The sequence below is a fragment of the Shinella sp. CPCC 101442 genome (assembly GCF_024704725.1).
Lineage (GTDB): Bacteria > Pseudomonadota > Alphaproteobacteria > Rhizobiales > Rhizobiaceae > Shinella.
This window is the reverse complement of record NZ_JALIQS010000008.1, coordinates 115,010-131,705: the sequence shown is the minus strand read 5'-3', so window position 1 is coordinate 131,705 and position 16,696 is coordinate 115,010. Positions and strand designations below refer to the sequence as shown.

Genomic DNA, 16,696 nt, shown 5'->3' with positions numbered 1-16,696 from the left:
TCGCGCTATTTAAACGCGGCGAGAAACATGTGTTGGTCAATCATCGCGGAGTGATGCGCATCTCTTGAAGAGCCGCTGCCAAACCCTCTACCGATATCGGTTTGGACAGGAAGAGGGATCCTTCGGGCATTGCCCCCTGGTTGGGGTTATAGCGACCGGAGATCACGATAATCCGGCAATCGGGCCAACGTTCCGACGCGATTTTAGCCAAGCCAAGTCCGTTCATTGAGCCGGGCATGTCGATATCGGTGAGGATGGCTCCGACCATAGGGTGCTTTTCGAGGAGGGCGAGGGCCTGATCAGCGTTTGCAGCGTCGATCACTTCGAATCCACCGTCCAAGAGCGTGTCGACGAGGTCCATTCTGATGAGGCCGTCGTCTTCCACGACAAGTATGGAGCGCGCTGCCATTCAATGCTCCTTCTGGAAGCTTTCGAGATCGCCGACGATACGACACCGAACTCCCGAGCAATCAAATTCAATCTCAACCAAGCTATCGGCAGCGCCATTTAAACCGGCGGAGATCAACCGCGTTCCCGACCCTCTTGTTTCTGGCGCTGATACCGACGGCCCCCCTTTCTCCACCCACACCATCTCGAAACGGTCGCGCTTTTCGCCCGCGACACGCCAGGAAAGGTCAACCCTGCCGGACGACGCCGACAGAGAGCCGTGCTTCAGCGCGTTTGTGGCCAATTCATGCAGGATCAACGAAAGTGAAAGCGATGGTCTCGAACCTATTTTCAGGTCGGGGCCTGAGACACGGAAGCGGGGATTGTGCAGATCGTCGTGGAGTGCCGTCATCTGCGCGACGAGTTGCCGGACAGACGATACGCCTCTGCCGCCCTCGAGAATGAGGTCATGCGCCTCGCTCAGAACGGTAATGCGTTCGGAAAGGCGCCGCCTCGCCGTTGATATGTCCTGGGAGCTTCGCAACGTCTGCGAAGCAATCGCCTGCACCATGGCGAGTTGGTTCTTTAGCCGATGACCGAGCTCATGCGACAAGACGGCCTGCCTTTCCTCGTCGGCCCGGAGCTGGGTAACGTCCCTTGCCTGCACCAGAATACCTGTTACCTGCCCGATATCGTCACGCATCGGTTGATAGACGAGATCGAGAAGGCGGCGTTGTTTTTCGCCCTCGGGACCACGGTTGAGCTCGACCGGGAGACTTCTCGCAATGAAGGGCTCGCCTGTTCTATAAACGGTATCGAGGATGCCGATGAAGCCTTGCCGAACAACTTCGACTACAGCCTCGGCCACGGACTTGCCGATGATATCGCGGCCAACCCCGATGAGGGTGTAGTATTCCTCGTTGGCGTAGTCGAAAACATGGTCCGGGCCGACGAGCATGGCAATGCCGCCGGGGCTCAACTCGAACACCTGCATAAAGCGCTCGCGTTGCGTCCGCTCCTTTCTCGCCATCGCAACCTGAGCCGTAATCTCGGTACAGGCGCAAAACATCCCGAGCACCGTCCCCCAGGGATCGCGAACAGGGGTATAGGAAAACGCGAAGTGGGTTTCCTCAGCGTAGCCTTTTCGATGCATCGTGAATTCGATGTCATCCATAGCCGTACCGTGACCCGCATAGGCAGCACTTATTATAGAGTCGACCTGGTCCCAAATGTCATGCCACAGATCGCGGAAAGGTCTGCCGAAGGCGGCAGGATGCCGGTTCCCGCACATTTGCGCATAGCCGTCATTGTAAAAGGTAGTTTGAGAAGGTCCCCAGACGATGAGCATGGGCTGGAGCGACCCCAGCATCACGTTGGTCAGCGTCTTGAGTTCGACGCTCCAGTCTTCACGCGGACCAAGCGGGGTCATTGACCAATCCCGATCGCGGAAGAGTTTCCCGCAATCGGGATTGGTGACGGTCATGAGGATACCCATAAATTGATAGGCAAATAGATAGCGGGCGACGGACTGGTTTCTAGGTCATTCGTCTTGCTTTCCAAAATACCAAAGTCCGCCATCGGTTCCTTCCGTTCCGAGACTTACTTCGGCCCTCTGCTGACGCGGTTTCTGGATTGCGTCTGCAGCGTTTGAGCCCTCCGGATTGGACGTATGCACGGTTCAACTTGAGCTTTCTGGCTGGAGGTCATGCGATCGCATGGCAGCTCTCGGCCAAACAAGCATCCATGCTGCCCGTCGATAGCCACCGACGTCCCGTTTCAGCCCTCTTGTCGCGCACAGCAAATAAAGAAAACTGATACAGGCTTACTTTCGGCAGCGGGGCGTCACCGAAGAGTTTACCGCAGAATAAGAATATCCCGGACCGTATGAGTTTGGTGGTCAATCATAGGCCGAACTCTGGAACAGAACCCGGTCAGATAGACATCGCGCGTTATCAGCTAGCGCCCGAGGCATGACTGCTGGACGGAGAGCATCATCTCCTCAATCCGTGGATGCTCGCGTCTGCCGTTCGCTTGGCCATTCCGACCCCGTTATCGCAAATTTCTAGCGACGACCTGCAACGAAATTCTCCGGGACAGGACCCAAACGGCCGAATTGTCCGATACAGACGTGTCGGCTGCCGTTTATGAGATTGTAGCGGTCATGCGTGATTTCATAAGCGTGAGAGGCTTGGCGACGACATCTTCGACGATACAGAGCTATCGCTTTCTAGGTCCACCATCGTGAACGCGTTTCGGCTGGCAATCGCCACTGAGCCGAGGACGGAGGTTCGACAGGATCTCATTGCAGCAGGATGTTTTCTTCCGCAGTTCCTATCTGGCGTGGGCGTGCGGATAACGGTTACCCCGGCCCGAATAGCGAGCCAGGTAAGGGAACATGAACATCCGTCCCCTACGCACGTCGACTGCCTGTTCAACCAAGTGTCGGCAGATGGGCGTGTTTTGCGCGATCTGTTTGGAAATTCAGCTCTAATCGCAGAGCAGAAATTTGGAAGCGCTCGGTTTCATCCGCCGTTCCAGGATGACGGAACATACACGCCACATGGCCACGGCAACATCACACCACAACCCTCGTCCCTCCTTCCCCTTTCCGCTTCAGCGACTGCATGACGATACCTTCGGGAAACGCTGACGCAAGGTAAGCTTGCCATTGTCCCGGCCCATGTTGCCGAGGAGAAGCGTTTGGTTCCCGAAACTCGCCTATTTCGTTCAAGTACCGAGCGGACCGCCTGGTCAATTGCGGCCCGGCATCTGGCCTGCGGCCAGAAGGATCCGGTCAAGATGATCGTTGAAGCGATCGAGCACGAACGTGGCCGCTGCGTGGCCTTGTTCCAGGCTGCTGGCAAAGCCGACGCCAATATCCCCGGCTACCTCATCGATCCGGATATGGACTGGTAGCAACACCTCCCATGCGCGGTGCTACACTTCTGACCGCCGTCCGCGAAAGCTTCGAAGCGGCGGCAATTGCGAGTGAACGTCAGCAAGGGCCTCGAGCCACGCTGCGAGTTCATCTGGAATCGGCCCGTTTCCGGCCTCCATGGCCTCAATCCAGGAAAGCTCGCATTGCAGCGCCGAGGCGAGATTGATCGGCGTCCAACGGATCAGGATTACACATTTAACAACGAGGGCGGGCATTCCGGCCCCATGGCGACGCGTTGGCAGCAGCTGTTGGAATGGAAATCAGCCGCGATAGCGGCTTAAGATCATTGGTTACGACAGTCTTCTGCCCATCGCCATGGTACCCATCGTCTCAGACCGTTAGGGAACGTAAAGAGACGCTTGAGACAAGCGCATACGCAAAACTCAATGCACTCACCAAACCCTATCGCAGCGCATCCAAGAAACCTAAACGAGGTCACCACAATGGAAACGGTCACGATCGAAAATCGCAGCGATCTTGTACAATGGGCAATCGAGCGGGCAAAGGCGATCGTTTCAGAGGAAGGCGGCAATCTTTGCCTTGCGGCGCGCGACCAGGGTGACGAGCAGATCGCTGCCGCAGCCAACGCCCTTGGCCAGGCCATCGTCGACGCCCTGCTGGAAGTTTTCGACGGCCTGACGCAAGAGTAAAGCGGGGTCTATCGCTCAGAGCCATCCCGGTCATTGCCGCGCTGGCGTTCCTGCTCGGCTTGCCGGAGGATCTGCTGGCGCTGTTCGTCCTGTGCATTTTTGGCAGTGCAGCCTGTTCGGGCGGCACGACCGGCGGCGATGGCGGGTCGAAAAGTAGACCTTGTGATGAAACGCATAACCAAATGAATCCGTGCCTCAATTGCCCCAACGCGAACCGCCAAAATCACCATTTCAAAATATGATGATTTTTCAAAGCGTTATGTGGGTGGTCAGCTGACTACACGAAAATTTCCTGTTCCAGCCCGCAAGCCAGTAAATATCTGTCGATTTATCTACCCGACCTTAAGGTGGCGCTGCCCATTAGCCTTAAATAATGCCATCACCATCGGACCAAGCGAGAATTCCCCGCGCTCGCTTCGGCGCGTCAGATCACGTAAGTAACCTCCTGCAGAGTTGATGAAATTCGCCCTCTCCAGGATGCATGCGATCGCTACGGCCGCATTCTCTGGTCCAAGGGCCTCACACGCTTCCTGATAGGCGGAAGGGCTCACGCCGAGCGTAGATCGAACAACCACAGCAGCCGACATCAGATCGCGCCAGCTCCGTACGCCGCCCAGCGCGTAATCGATGATTGTCGGGCATGCCTTGAGCACTAATCCTAACGGAAACGGCCTCTGCTGCTCATACGTAGGCTGCTGACTAGAGCTCGGGTTTGCCCCCTGCTCTTTTCGTGAGCGAGGTTCAAGTTCATTTAAGGATTCGGGTTTTGAATTATGTATGTGCTGCTCGTTATGAGCGGCATTGGTGCTGTGATTCTGTGAATTTTGCAGAATTTCCAACCGATTAAGGACTTCGTCGCGAAGCATCTGCATTTCCTCGAGAATTGCCGTGAGGGAGGTGAGGGTCGAAACCCGCGGAATCCTGCTCACGGTCCCCACATAGATATCCTCAATAGTCTGCCAATCGCCATCGACACCTTCTTCCATCGCAGCCGTGATGAGTTTGCGGACGTCGCGTCGGCAAATGGTCAGGTTTTCTTTTGCCTGTCGCAATGCAGCTCTATCTGCCATGACCCGCTGCGCCAATAGCGCCAACTCTTCCGAGCGTGCCAAGAGCGGTGACAAGTCGAAGCCGAAAGCGTTCTCGATCTGACCATCCTGGCCCTTGCGGGCGTAACGCTTACCGTTGGCGCTATCCTTACGGACGATCAGTCCAGCCTCCACGAGTATAGCAATGTGCCTGCGCAACGTCGCGCCCGCCATCGCATGCGCCCGAAGCGCTAGTTGTGCGTTCGATGGGAAAACGATCAATTGTGCGTCCTGACGCAACTCGGTGTCAGGAAAGAAGCTCAAAAGCGCGTCGAGAACAGCAAGGCTATTCGACTGAATTCCTAAAAGTCCCATAGCGGCGGAAGCGTCTCTGAAGACTTTCCACTTATCGACGGTCTTTCCTTGCTTGATCTCGGCCATCGCCGCTTGGCGCCGCGCGAGCGCAAGCGACATCGGCCGACGCCCGAACGGCGTCGCCACATTTCCCGATTGCATTGTCTCTCACCCTTCAGCAGGCAAAGGAAATTTGCTCACCAAAACGGCGCCAAAACTCTTGACGAGGATTCGAGGAAATGCGATTCTGTTCTTGCTAGAGAGACAGAAGGGCTTCCGCGACGGCGACGTTGAGGGAGCTCTTTTCTTTTGCGGATTACTCTCCCTGTTTCCGTTGATGCTTTGCGCGATGCTCTTGGTAAAGCGCGGGCAAACGCTCGAGCACGAAAGCCACGAAATCGGGCGTCGCTTTCCTGTCGATCGTAATTTCCACCTTGCTCTTGCTCTGCGTCACCTGCGCGAGTCTGTCGCCATTAGGGGTTGACATAACATCGGGCAGTCCGCGCGCGATGCGACGCGGCTTCAGGTGATCAACCACCGCCTTGAACCGATCCGCCGAGGGAAGCGTCTGAATCTCGTTCGAGGCGGCGAACTTGACTGGGTCGGAGGAAGATGGGGCCTTTTCCAGCAGTTCTGCCAGTTGCTGCCAACTCGGTCGTCCAATGCCCGTAGCAGGGCCGATAGCATCAATCAGTTCCGGGGGAAGGGCATCGACGAGTTGAATCATCTTCGACAAGTTGCTTTTGTCCACTGACATGGCCGCGATGACGATATCACGTGAGAACTGCTTGTTGAGCTTGTGGGCGAAGCGCGCTTTCTCGATGAAAGTGAGGTCTTCGCGCTCGTTGTTCTCCTGACCTTGTGCGACGACCAGTTGCTCGTCGGTTAAATCGCGAACGACCGCCCTGACCGGCAATCCCAATTCTGAGACGGCCCTTAGCCTGCGGTGCCCGAAGGCAACCTGATATCTGGCCGGCTGGGCCGGATGCGGCCTCACCAGAATCGGAACCTGCTGTCCTTGCTCGCGAATTGAAGCACGAAGTCCATCGATGTCACCTTGCATGCGGTCCTGGACGAATGACGGCTCGATCGATGATGCATCCAGCTCGATTACGACCCGACCTTCAGCTAGGCGCCGTTCAATTTCCTCGGCACGCCCAAGACGGTCATTCTGCTCGCGCAATGCGTTGCCGATGTTCGCGGTCAGCTTCGTGGCCGGATCGCGCTCTTTTCTCGCCACGCCCAGAAGCGGCATGGCACGAGTCTTGGCCGCCCTCTGTTCAGCCGTTGTTGTTGCGTCGGGCGCGTCCATGGAGATGTCAAGGAGGTGCTTTCGACTCATGTGGTTCTACCCCATGCTCTTTTAATCAGAGTTTCGATCTCGTCATTGACTGCGTTCATGGCTTCCAGGGCCCTATCATAGGTCGAGCGCGTGAACTGACCCCGTTCAACCTCGAAGAGGGTTTGATTCGTCAGACCGGCGTCCGAAACCGCCGTCGTTTTGAGCATTGGGAAATTAAGGACGTTTTCGCCGAAGATCGAACGCAGGTAACCGACCATCTGGTTCTGTGGGCCATCGCTCGGTTCAAACCGCGTGATGAGGTAGCGCATCCAGTTAAACTTGAATTGGGCGCCTGCATTCTCGATTTCTCGCAGCAAATTCGATGTCATCGCCAGGAACTGGTTCATCGACATGACATCCAACATCTGCGGATGGACGGTCACGAGGATCGACGTCGCGGCCGTCAGCGCGGAAAGCGTGAGATAGCCAAGCTGAGGAGGGCAATCGATAACGACAACATCGTAATTTTCAGCGATGTCTTCAATGACCTGACTGATCCGACCGTAAAAAAGCGTGTCGCCCTCCTTGCGCTTCATCAGCGCGCGTGGCGTGTCGTGCTCGAACTCCATCAGTTCAAGATTGCCAGGAATCAGATGGAGATCCGGAATGTACGTGCCTCGGACAACCTGCTCGATCGGAACCTGTTCTTCATCATACCTGATGGCACCGTAGAGTGTTTCATTCGGACCAACGTCGGTTTCCGGCTGACTACCGAATAGGGCAGATAGGCTGGCCTGGGGATCGAGGTCGATCGCCAGAACACGGTAGCCACGCATCGCCAGGTATTGCGCGAGATGCGCAGCTGTCGTCGTTTTGCCCGAGCCGCCTTTGAAATTCATTACCGAAATAACTTGAAGCTGCTCACCCACGCGACGATGGGGTAGGTAGCGTCGGTTCCCGCGGCCGATCTGGTCCAGATGCTTACGGATTGAATGTATATCTTCTATCGTGAACGTGCGTCGACCGCCGGGGCTCATGCTGACATGTAATTCTGGCATTTCCGAAGCAGTCTGCCTGAGATAGGACTCACCGATCCCAAGCAGCTTTGACGCTTCTGACGGCGCAAAAGAGCGAATGCCTTTTTCGGATGTCGGCGGAAAAACCTTGAGATGATGTGCCTGAAGCTGGCTCGAGAGGGCGTCGGCATGACGCTCCATCAATGCAGTCAATCCTTCGACGACTGATGCTGTTTTTGCGGCGGTCTTCGCCATCTCAAAACCCATTTCCTGCAAGTGGCGGTATTTTTCGCGAAACCTCTAAAGTTTCGCCGCTAGCCATTAGAGCCGATTCTGAATTTTGAGCAAGAGATTTTAGGTTAACAAAAGGTTAACGGGGAAACGCTCGAAACGCGGAGCAATCCGAATTTCCCGTTTATCTCCTATAACTTAGCCAAGTTACTGCGGCCACAGGTTCATTGCTGCTTTACTGTGGATCCAACAAATTCGAGGCTGGCGATCTCGTCGAAAATGAAAAGCGTCCGGGAGGACCGACGTCCGCCCTCCGCGACTCACTTGCCAGAGCATGTAGGATTCTACAACTGACACTCGCATCCGAACTGTGCTGATTTCCCCGTCGTCACTCAACGACGGAGAATTTCATGCGGTTAGCTGCGATCTCGACCCCACAAAACGCCCGCGAAAGGCAGCTGCTCTGGAAGCAGCACAAGCTTCGAGCGGAGGTATTCTCTGACAGGTTGGGTTGGGAGGTCATTGTCAAGGATGGGATCGAGATCGATCGCTTCGATGCTTTGGGCCCCACGTATGTTCTCGCGGTTCTCGATAACGACCGCGTCGCGGGATGCGCAAGGCTGCTACCGTCAAACGGCCCAACCATGGTTCAGGATATCTTTCCCTCACTTCTTCCCGGAGGGAAGCTACACTCCCATGCCGGTCTGATTGAAAGCTCTCGGTTCTGCGTCGACACCCAATGCGAGGGCAGGGGCCAAACCGCAATCCATGAAATTACCCTCTCGATGTTGGCCGGCATCATCGAATGGTCGATAGCTAACGGCTATAGCGAGATCGTCACAGTTACGGATTTGCGGTTTGAGCGGATCCTATCTCGTGTTGGTTGGCCGCTGCAGCGCTTGGCATCCCCGCAGAAAATCGGCGTGACGACGGCCGTTGCCGGTATCCTGCAGGCAAACCAAGCCACATTCGAGCGGCTCAGACCGGAGCACTATCGCTCGCTCATAACACCCCCCTTTGATCAGGCTGCGTAGGAGAAACATGTGACGCAGCTTCGATCCCATTCCCGACTTGTGCGTAAACTTCAGGAGGCGCTCGGCGATCAGCTTTGCATCGCGCTTGATGACAGCAGTGTCGTCGAAATCATGCTCAATCCCGACGGCAAGCTCTTCATCGAGCGGCTCGGCCAGGGTGTGGCGCCGGCGGGCGAAATGTCACCCGCCGCGGCAGAAATGGTTATTGGCACCGTTGCGCACGCCCTTAAATCCGAGGTCGACACGGATCACCCGATCATCTCCGGTGAACTACCGGCCGGCGGACATCGGTTCGAAGGTCTGCTCCCCCCGATCGTCGCGCGCCCGGCCTTCACGATCCGTCGTCGCGCATCGCGTCTTATTCCCCTGGATGAATACGTAAGAAGCGGCGTCATGACGGAGTTTCAGGCGGGGACGATTAGGAGCGCGATTGCTTCACGCTTGAACATCATCATTTCGGGCGGGACGGGATCAGGCAAGACAACACTCGCTAATGCCGTCATCGACGGAATCGTGAAAGGCGTGCCAAAGGATCGGCTGGTTATCCTCGAGGATACTGCAGAAATCCAGTGCGCGGCCGAGAACGCTGTGGTTCTCCGCACCAGTGACGCTGTCGACATGGCGCGTTTGCTTAAGAGCACGATACGTCTTCGTCCCGATCGCATCGTCGTCGGCGAAGTCCGCGACGGTGCAGCCCTCACACTGCTTAAGGCCTGGAACACCGGCCACCCTGGTGGCGTAGCGACCATTCACTCGAACACCGCGAGATCCGCGCTGCGGCGGCTTGAGCAACTGACAGCCGAAGCAAGCCCACAACCCATGCATGAGGTCATCGGCGAGGCAGTCGATCTGATCGTTTCAATCGAGCGCACCCCGCGAGGTAGGCGAGTTCGCGACGTGATCCACGTCGAGCGCTTTGCCAAGGGCGAATACCAAATCCAATCCGACCAACTCATAGAAGATCAGGAAGCGCGCCATGTTGAGTAAAAATAGACCGTTAGTTGTTGCTATCGTCGCCGTGCCAATCATCCTCACGTCTTTCATGCAGGCCGTAGCAAGCTCGGGCGGCAGCCTTCCGTGGGAGGGTCCGCTCGAGAAAATCCAGGAGTCGATCACTGGACCGGTGGCGGGCTACATCGCGCTTGCTGCGGTCGCGATCGCCGGCGGCATGTTGATCTTCGGCGGCGAACTCAACGATTTCGCGCGACGGCTTGTATATGTGGTTCTTGTCGCAGGCATCCTCCTCGGCGCCACAACAATCGTTGGCCTGTTCGGCGCGACCGGAGCCTCGATAGGCGTGTCTCAGCATTTGATCTCCACTCTCCGCCCAATCGGGGCAGGGGAGGGGAGAAATGGCTGACTACCTATCCGGACTACACCGACACCGGATTCATCGCGCACTCTCCAGGCCGAACCTCCTCATGGGCGCGGATCGGGAACTTGTCCTGATCACAGGTCTGGCCGCAGTCATTCTGATCTTCGTCGTTCTGACGATCTACTCCGCACTTTTCGGCATGGCCGTTTGGATCGTAATCATTGGAGTTCTCCGGACGATGACGAAGGCTGACCCGCTGATGCGGAAAGTCTATGTGCGGCACATTTCCTTCAAGCCCTACTACAAACCGACCACATCACCTTGGCGAAAATATTGAGGAGACGGTGATGGCACCGCTGAAACGCTTTCGAGCTACGGGGCCGTCATTCGCGGACCTCGTCCCCTACGCCGGATTGGTGGACAATGGCGTTCTCCTCCTGAAGGACGGCAGCCTGATGGCTGGCTGGTACTTCGCCGGTCCCGATTCCGAGAGCGCAACCGATGTCGAGCGCAATGAGCTCTCCCGACAGATCAACGCCATTCTCTCGCGCCTCGGCAGCGGGTGGATGATCCAGGTCGAGGCGGTTCGTGTGCCGACGATCGACTACCCGACAGAAGATCGTTGCCATTTTCCGGATCCTGTGACCCGGGCGATCGATGCGGAACGCCGCGCGCACTTCGGACGGGAGCAGGGGCATTTTGAAAGCAAACACGCCCTGGTTTTGACCTATCGCCCTCTCGAGTCCAAGAAGACGGCGCTCAGCAAGTACATCTATTCGGACGAGGAAAGCCGTAAGAAATCCTACGCTGACACCGTGCTCTTCGTGTTCAAGAACGCAATCCGCGAGATCGAGCAGTATCTGGCGAGCACGGTCTCCATCATCCGGATGGCGACCAGAGAGGTCAGTGAACGGGGAGGGGAGCGGACGGCCAGATACGACGAGTTGTTGCAGTTCGTCCGCTTCTGCATCACCGGCGAAAACCATCCGATCCGGCTGCCCAATGTACCGATGTATTTGGACTGGATTGCCACGGCCGAACTTGAGCATGGGTTGACACCGAAGGTGGAAAGCCGGTTCCTCGGTGTCGTTGCGATCGATGGCCTGCCAGCCGAAAGCTGGCCGGGCATCCTCAATAGCCTCGACCTGATGCCTTTGACCTATCGGTGGTCGTCTCGCTTTATATTCATGGATGCGGAGGAAGCTCGGCAAAAACTCGAGCGGACGCGCAAGAAGTGGCAGCAGAAGGTCCGCCCCTTCTTTGACCAGCTGTTCCAGACACAGAGCCGTTCCGTTGATCAGGACGCCATGACCATGGTGGCCGAAACCGAAGATGCGATCGCCCAGGCATCATCGCAGCTCGTGGCATATGGATATTACACACCTGTCGTCATCCTCTTCGACAAGGACCGAAAGGCGCTGCAGGAGAAGGCGGAAGCGATCCGACGCCTCGTCCAGGCGGAGGGTTTCGGCGCCCGGATCGAGACGCTCAACGCGACCGATGCGTTTCTTGGCAGCCTGCCGGGAAACTGGTATGCCAACATCCGAGAGCCGCTGATCAACACCAGCAACCTTGCGGACCTGATCCCGCTCAACTCGGTTTGGTCCGGCAGCCCGGTCGCGCCATGCCCGTTCTATCCCGCAAACTCCCCACCGCTGATGCAAGTCGCGAGCGGTTCCACCCCTTTCCGCTTGAACCTTCATGTCGACGATGTTGGCCACACGCTTATCTTCGGGCCAACCGGTTCCGGTAAGTCAACTCTTCTCGCTCTAATTGCTGCACAATTCAGACGCTACGAGTTTGCCCAGATTTTCGCCTTCGACAAAGGCAATTCACTCCTTCCGCTAACTCTGGCCGCCGGCGGTGACCACTATGAGATCGCCGGCGATCACGAAGAGCAGGGGAGGGCATTGTCGTTCTGCCCGCTCTTCGATCTGGCGGCGGATGGCGACCGGGCCTGGGCGACCGAATGGATCGAGATGCTTGTCGCCCTGCAGGGGGTGACGATCACACCGGACCATCGCAACGCGATCTCTCGGCAGGTCGGTTTGATGGCGAATGCGCACGGCCGATCGCTTTCGGATTTCGTCAGCGGTGTCCAGATGCGTGAAATCAAGGATGCCCTCCATCACTACACCGTCGATGGGCCCATGGGCCAGCTGCTCGATGCTGAGGAGGATGGCCTCACGCTGCGCGCGTTCCAGTGCTTCGAGATCGAGCATCTGATGAACCTCGGCGAGCGCAATCTTGTCCCGGTACTGACCTATCTCTTTCGCCGCATCGAAAAGCGGTTGGACGGTTCTCCCAGCCTGATCTTGCTTGACGAGGCGTGGTTGATGCTCGGGCATCCTGTTTTCCGGAGCAAGATCCGGGAATGGCTCAAGGTCCTGCGCAAGGCTAATTGTGCCGTCGTGCTGGCAACGCAGTCGATCTCCGACGCGGAACGGTCCGGGATCATTGATGTCCTCAAAGAGTCCTGCCCGACGAAGATCTGCCTGCCGAATGGAGCTGCCCGCGAACCGGGCACGCGGGAGTTTTACGAGCGGATCGGCTTCAACGAGCGCCAGATCGAGATCGTGTCGAGCGCGATTCCGAAGCGAGAATATTACGTCGCCACGCCCGACGGCCGGCGGCTGTTCGACATGTCGCTCGGGCCGATCGCACTCAGTTTTGTCGGCGCCTCTGGAAAAGAGGACCTGAAGCGTATTCGCGCGCTGAAGGCCGAGCATGGCCAAACCTGGCCGATCAAATGGCTTGAATCGAGAGGAGTTCACGATGCCGTATCGCAATCTAATTTCGCGTAGATTGTTTGCCGTCCTGATGGCGAGCAGCCTGGTGTCCGGGAATGCCGCCGTTGCTTTTGCGGGTTCGGCCACCGGCGCTGCGACCGAATGGACGCAGCTGGCCAACAATGCACAGCTCATCGACCTCATGAAGAGCTCAGGAATCCAGGTCGATAACCAGATCACTCAGATCGGCCAGCTGGCGGAGCAAATCCAGAACCAGTTGAAAATCTACGAAAACATGCTGCAGAACACCGCGCAGCTCCCCGACCATGTCTGGGGACAGGTTGAAGCTGATCTGAATCGACTCCGAGATATCGTCGAGCAGGGCCAGAGCATTTCCTTCTCGATGGCGAACGCAGACGATGTCCTGAAGCAGCGGTTTCAAAGCTACGCAGATCTCAAGACGAATCTTCCGGATGCCGACAGCTTTTCGTCGAGCTATCAAAGCTGGTCCGATACGAACCGGGATACGATCGCCGGCACTCTCAAAGCCTCCAGCCTGACGGCGGACCAGTTCGACAGCGAAGAGGTCACGATGTCCTCGCTCCGCGGAATGTCGGAGGCCGCAGACGGGCAGATGAAAGCACTGCAGGTCGGCCATCAGATTGCCGCGCAGCAGGTTAGCCAGATGCAAAAGCTCCGCGGTCTGGTTTCGCAGCAGATGACGATGATGGGGACCTGGCTTCAGACCGAGCAGACGGACAAGGATCTTGCCCAGGCTCGCCGAGAGAAGTTCTTTAATTCCAAAGTCCGGACGGTTCCGACGGGACAAAAGATGGAGCCACGCTGGTGAGCCGCCCTCTCGTCATCATCGTTGCCATCACGGTCGTTGCCGCCGCTACGGCGGCGGCAACCGTACTCTTCGTCAAAACGGACAGCGCCAGACCGATCATGTCTGAGGAGCAGAAGGCAGTTCGAGAGAAATTCTTTGGCACATCGAAGGAGTTGCCACCGATCAAGGAAGGACAGGAGATGCGCCCCAGATGGTAAGGTTCAGGGTCAACGGCGCATTCGTTACCGTCGGTTTTCTTTTCATTCTCTTGGCCGGGCCGGCTTTCGCGCAGCAAGGTCAAGTCCTGACGGAACTCGAAAACCAAGTCTCGACAGCCGCGAAGGGATGGGAAACCACCATCATGAATGCCGCGAGGTCCCTGTTCTGGATCCTCGCGGCGATCGAGGTTGGCATCGCCGCTGTCTGGCTGGCCATCCAGGCGGCCTCTCTCGACAGCTGGTTCGCTGAACTTGTGCGGCGGATCATGTTCATCGGCTTCTTCGCCTTCGTCCTGAATCAGGGGCCGACCGTTGCGCGGGCAGTGGTCGACAGCCTGTTCCAGATCGGCGCCGGCGGAGGATCGGCGTCTCCTGCCGAAGTGTTCGACGCCGGAATTCGCGTGGCGTCGCAAATGTCGGAGCAAGCCAAGTTCGGGGTGTTTGAAGACAACGCACTCGCGATTGCGGCCGTCCTTGCCATGGGCATCGTCGTGATCTGCTTATCGCTGGTCGCAGCCATCTTCGTCTCTGTCATGGTCGAAATGTATGTCGGCCTGCTAGCCGGCATGATCATGCTCGGTCTCGGCGGATCGTCCTATACGAAGGATTTCGCAGTCCGTTACCTGGTGTATTCCTTCGGCGTTGGCATGAAGCTCATGGCATTGGTCATGATCGCGAAGATCGGTTCGGAGGTTCTGCTGGGCCTCGCCCAGGCGCCGACCGCCGAGTCAGACCAGTTCATCGCGACGCTTGCGATTGCCGGCATCTCCGTCGTGGTCTTCATCATTGCGATGTACGTGCCGAACATCATTCAGGGTGTGGTCCAAGGCGCTTCCGTCACCGGTGGTATGGAAACCATTCGCCATGGTGGCCAGGCCGCGTCGTTCGCGGCGGGTGCTGCAACGCTTACAGCGGGGGCTGTCGGGGCCGGCGCTGCGGCAGCACAATCTGCACGAGCGGGTGGGTCGTCGACTGCGGGCGCTGCGCTGCGGGGTATCGGAGCAGCAATCGGGTCCAGCGCGAAAGCGGCCGGGTCGGCCGCGAAAGAAAAGGCGATCGGCTCGCCGGGTGCTTATGCCGGTTCCCTGCTCGGGCTTGCCAACGCGAAGCTCGATGGCAGCCGGGGCGGCCAAAGCGGCAAACCAACCCCTCCAGAACGAAACGACAAACTGTAAATCAATAAGGAAGCCCGAATGGCCGCGAACCGCGCCCCTGAGAGCCCGTACCTTGCCGCGCGGCAAGAGTGGACGGAAAGATACGGATCCTATGTTCAGGCCGCCCGGGCGTGGCGAATTGTCGGGATCATCGGCCTGACCATGGCTGTGATCGGTTTCAGCTACGCCATGTACCTGAGCACCCAAGTCACGTTGGTTCCCTACATCGTCGAGGTAGACAAGCTCGGAAGCTCCGTCGCAGTCGGATTTCCGCAGCAGATCGAGTATGCCGATGCGCGAGTAGTCCGGGCGACGCTCGGAAATTTCATCACGAGCCTCAAGTCTATCACACCTGATGCCGTGGTTCAAAAACAATATATCGACCGCACCTATGCGCTGCTGCGGGCCTCAGATCCTTCGACGCAGAAGATCAACGCGTGGTTTCGGGGAAATTCGCCTTTCGAGCGGGCGAAGACATCGACGGTCGCCATCGAGGTCAACAACATCGTGGCGCTCTCTAACCAGACCTATCAGATCGACTGGACGGAATATGAGCGCGATCGCAAGGGCAAGGAAATCGGCACCCGCCGGTTTCGCGGCATTGCGACCGTCGCGCTGTCGGCCCCGCAGGACGAGGCGATCATCCGCCTCAACCCGATCGGTCTCTATGTCCAGGATTTCGACTGGACCGCACAGCTCTAAGGGCAGGAGAATACATATGCACAGAAATGGATTGATCGCGGCCGTCGGCTGCATGGCCGGACTCGTCCTCGCGGACGCCGCGATTGCGCAGAGCATGACGTCAAACGAGGTTAAGGGAACGAACATCTCGCGTAAATGGCGAGGTACACCTGGCCTGGTCACGACTGGGCCAGATGGCAAGGTCATCTTCCTGTTTGGCGAAACGCAGCCTTCCGTGGTTTGCTCACCGCTGCAGGTCTGCGATATCGAACTGCAGGGCGGCGAAATCGTTCGCGACGTGCTTGTTGGCGATACCGTCCGCTGGAAGGTGGAACCGGCGACTTCAGGCGCGACGGGAGGGCAAGCGATTCATCTCATCGTCAAGCCGTCGGAATCCGGCCTTGTAACCTCGATGGTCGTCACCACGTCCCGCCGAACCTACCATATTCAGTTGAAGTCCCACCCTAGCCAATACATGGCCCGTGTCGGGTTCGAATATCCGGAGGATACATCGACCAAGCTCACCGACATCAAAGCCAGGCTTGAGACAGTTGGAATTCCAGGGACCGCGCCAGACAAGTTGAACTTCTCCTACACGGTCAGCGGGAACGCATCGTGGAAACCGGAGCGGATCTATTCCGACGGTGTCAAAACCTACATTCAATTCTCGAAATGGATATCTGGCCAGGATGCACCGGTCCTCTTCGTCGTGAGCGGCGGACAAAATCGCATCGTCAATTATCGAATGAAGAACGACATGATGATCGTCGATTATGCGGTCGACAAGGCAATCCTTATTTCTGGTGTCGGCTGGCGCCAACAGAAGATTACCATCCGGCGGGGAGGGTGA

General features: G+C 57.4%; 18 protein-coding genes. 12 read left to right on the top strand and 6 right to left on the bottom strand.

The features are described 5' to 3' along the window. Window positions 1-40: 40 nt before the first annotated feature. Together MUO32_RS24145 and MUO32_RS24140 are read right to left on the bottom strand one after the other, a co-directional pair. Window positions 41-409, bottom strand: a complete 369-nt coding sequence (locus MUO32_RS24145; RefSeq protein WP_257950925.1) for a response regulator — start codon at window positions 407-409, stop codon at window positions 41-43. Beyond that, window positions 410-1,870, bottom strand: a complete 1,461-nt coding sequence (locus tag MUO32_RS24140) for a sensor histidine kinase (protein ID WP_257950924.1) — start codon at window positions 1,868-1,870, stop codon at window positions 410-412. It lies immediately after the preceding gene. A 1,217-nt stretch (window positions 1,871-3,087) separates the two neighbouring features. On the opposite strand from MUO32_RS24140, the gene MUO32_RS24135 reads away from it, so the two are divergent. Beyond that, entirely contained in the window at window positions 3,088-3,303 is a 216-nt protein-coding gene (locus MUO32_RS24135; RefSeq protein ID WP_257950923.1) for a hypothetical protein, read from the top strand. Window positions 3,304-3,324: 21 nt separating this feature from the next. Here the strand turns inward: MUO32_RS24135 and MUO32_RS24130 are convergent, their stop codons facing one another. Then, window positions 3,325-3,540 carry a hypothetical protein gene (locus MUO32_RS24130; RefSeq protein ID WP_257950922.1) on the bottom strand — a complete coding sequence of 72 codons (216 nt, stop codon included), beginning with the start codon at window positions 3,538-3,540 and terminating at the stop codon, window positions 3,325-3,327. Between the two features lie 228 nt (window positions 3,541-3,768). On the opposite strand from MUO32_RS24130, the gene MUO32_RS24125 reads away from it, so the two are divergent. Continuing rightward, window positions 3,769-3,975, top strand: a complete 207-nt coding sequence (locus tag MUO32_RS24125; protein WP_257950921.1) for a hypothetical protein — start codon at window positions 3,769-3,771, stop codon at window positions 3,973-3,975. Between the two features lie 332 nt (window positions 3,976-4,307). Here the strand turns inward: MUO32_RS24125 and repC are convergent, their stop codons facing one another. The 3 genes from repC to repA form a co-directional block, all read right to left on the bottom strand. Further along, window positions 4,308-5,519 (bottom strand): plasmid replication protein RepC, encoded by a 1,212-nt coding sequence (gene repC, locus MUO32_RS24120; RefSeq protein ID WP_257950920.1) that lies wholly within the window; start codon window positions 5,517-5,519, stop codon window positions 4,308-4,310. Between the two features lie 154 nt (window positions 5,520-5,673). Then, window positions 5,674-6,699 carry a plasmid partitioning protein RepB gene (gene repB, locus MUO32_RS24115; RefSeq protein ID WP_257950919.1) on the bottom strand — a complete coding sequence of 342 codons (1,026 nt, stop codon included), beginning with the start codon at window positions 6,697-6,699 and terminating at the stop codon, window positions 5,674-5,676. Continuing rightward, entirely contained in the window at window positions 6,696-7,910 is a 1,215-nt protein-coding gene (gene repA / locus MUO32_RS24110; protein ID WP_257950918.1) for a plasmid partitioning protein RepA, read from the bottom strand. Before repA ends, repB begins: the two co-directional genes overlap by 4 nt. Window positions 7,911-8,296: 386 nt before the next feature. On the opposite strand from repA, the gene traI reads away from it, so the two are divergent. The 10 genes from traI to trbG are packed head-to-tail and all read left to right on the top strand — an operon-like array spanning window position 8,297 to window position 16,696. After that, entirely contained in the window at window positions 8,297-8,920 is a 624-nt protein-coding gene (gene traI, locus MUO32_RS24105; RefSeq protein ID WP_257950917.1) for an acyl-homoserine-lactone synthase TraI, read from the top strand. A gap of 9 nt (window positions 8,921-8,929) precedes the next feature. After that, window positions 8,930-9,907, top strand: a complete 978-nt coding sequence (gene trbB, locus MUO32_RS24100; protein WP_257950916.1) for a P-type conjugative transfer ATPase TrbB — start codon at window positions 8,930-8,932, stop codon at window positions 9,905-9,907. Then, complete coding sequence (locus MUO32_RS24095) at window positions 9,897-10,280, top strand: TrbC/VirB2 family protein (RefSeq protein ID WP_257950915.1); 384 nt, start codon at window positions 9,897-9,899, stop codon at window positions 10,278-10,280. The genes trbB and MUO32_RS24095 overlap by 11 nt, the downstream gene beginning before the upstream one ends. Beyond that, complete coding sequence (locus tag MUO32_RS24090; RefSeq protein ID WP_257950914.1) at window positions 10,273-10,572, top strand: conjugal transfer protein TrbD; 300 nt, start codon at window positions 10,273-10,275, stop codon at window positions 10,570-10,572. Before MUO32_RS24095 ends, MUO32_RS24090 begins: the two co-directional genes overlap by 8 nt. Before the next feature lie 10 nt (window positions 10,573-10,582). Further along, window positions 10,583-13,039: a conjugal transfer protein TrbE gene (locus MUO32_RS24085; protein ID WP_257950913.1), complete on the top strand. Its 2,457-nt coding sequence runs from the start codon at window positions 10,583-10,585 to the stop codon at window positions 13,037-13,039. Between the two features lie 16 nt (window positions 13,040-13,055). Then, a complete protein-coding gene (trbJ, locus tag MUO32_RS24080) occupies window positions 13,056-13,814 on the top strand; it encodes a P-type conjugative transfer protein TrbJ (RefSeq protein ID WP_374708717.1) in 759 nt (252 codons plus the stop codon). Then, window positions 13,811-14,011: an entry exclusion protein TrbK gene (gene trbK, locus MUO32_RS24075; RefSeq protein ID WP_257950911.1), complete on the top strand. Its 201-nt coding sequence runs from the start codon at window positions 13,811-13,813 to the stop codon at window positions 14,009-14,011. The genes trbJ and trbK overlap by 4 nt, the downstream gene beginning before the upstream one ends. Next, window positions 14,005-15,186 carry a P-type conjugative transfer protein TrbL gene (trbL, locus tag MUO32_RS24070; protein WP_257950910.1) on the top strand — a complete coding sequence of 394 codons (1,182 nt, stop codon included), beginning with the start codon at window positions 14,005-14,007 and terminating at the stop codon, window positions 15,184-15,186. Before trbK ends, trbL begins: the two co-directional genes overlap by 7 nt. Before the next feature lie 18 nt (window positions 15,187-15,204). Then, on the top strand, window positions 15,205-15,867 hold the full coding sequence (locus MUO32_RS24065) for a conjugal transfer protein TrbF (protein WP_257950909.1): 663 nt from the start codon (window positions 15,205-15,207) through the stop codon (window positions 15,865-15,867). A 16-nt stretch (window positions 15,868-15,883) separates the two neighbouring features. After that, on the top strand, window positions 15,884-16,696 hold the full coding sequence (trbG, locus tag MUO32_RS24060) for a P-type conjugative transfer protein TrbG (RefSeq protein WP_257950908.1): 813 nt from the start codon (window positions 15,884-15,886) through the stop codon (window positions 16,694-16,696).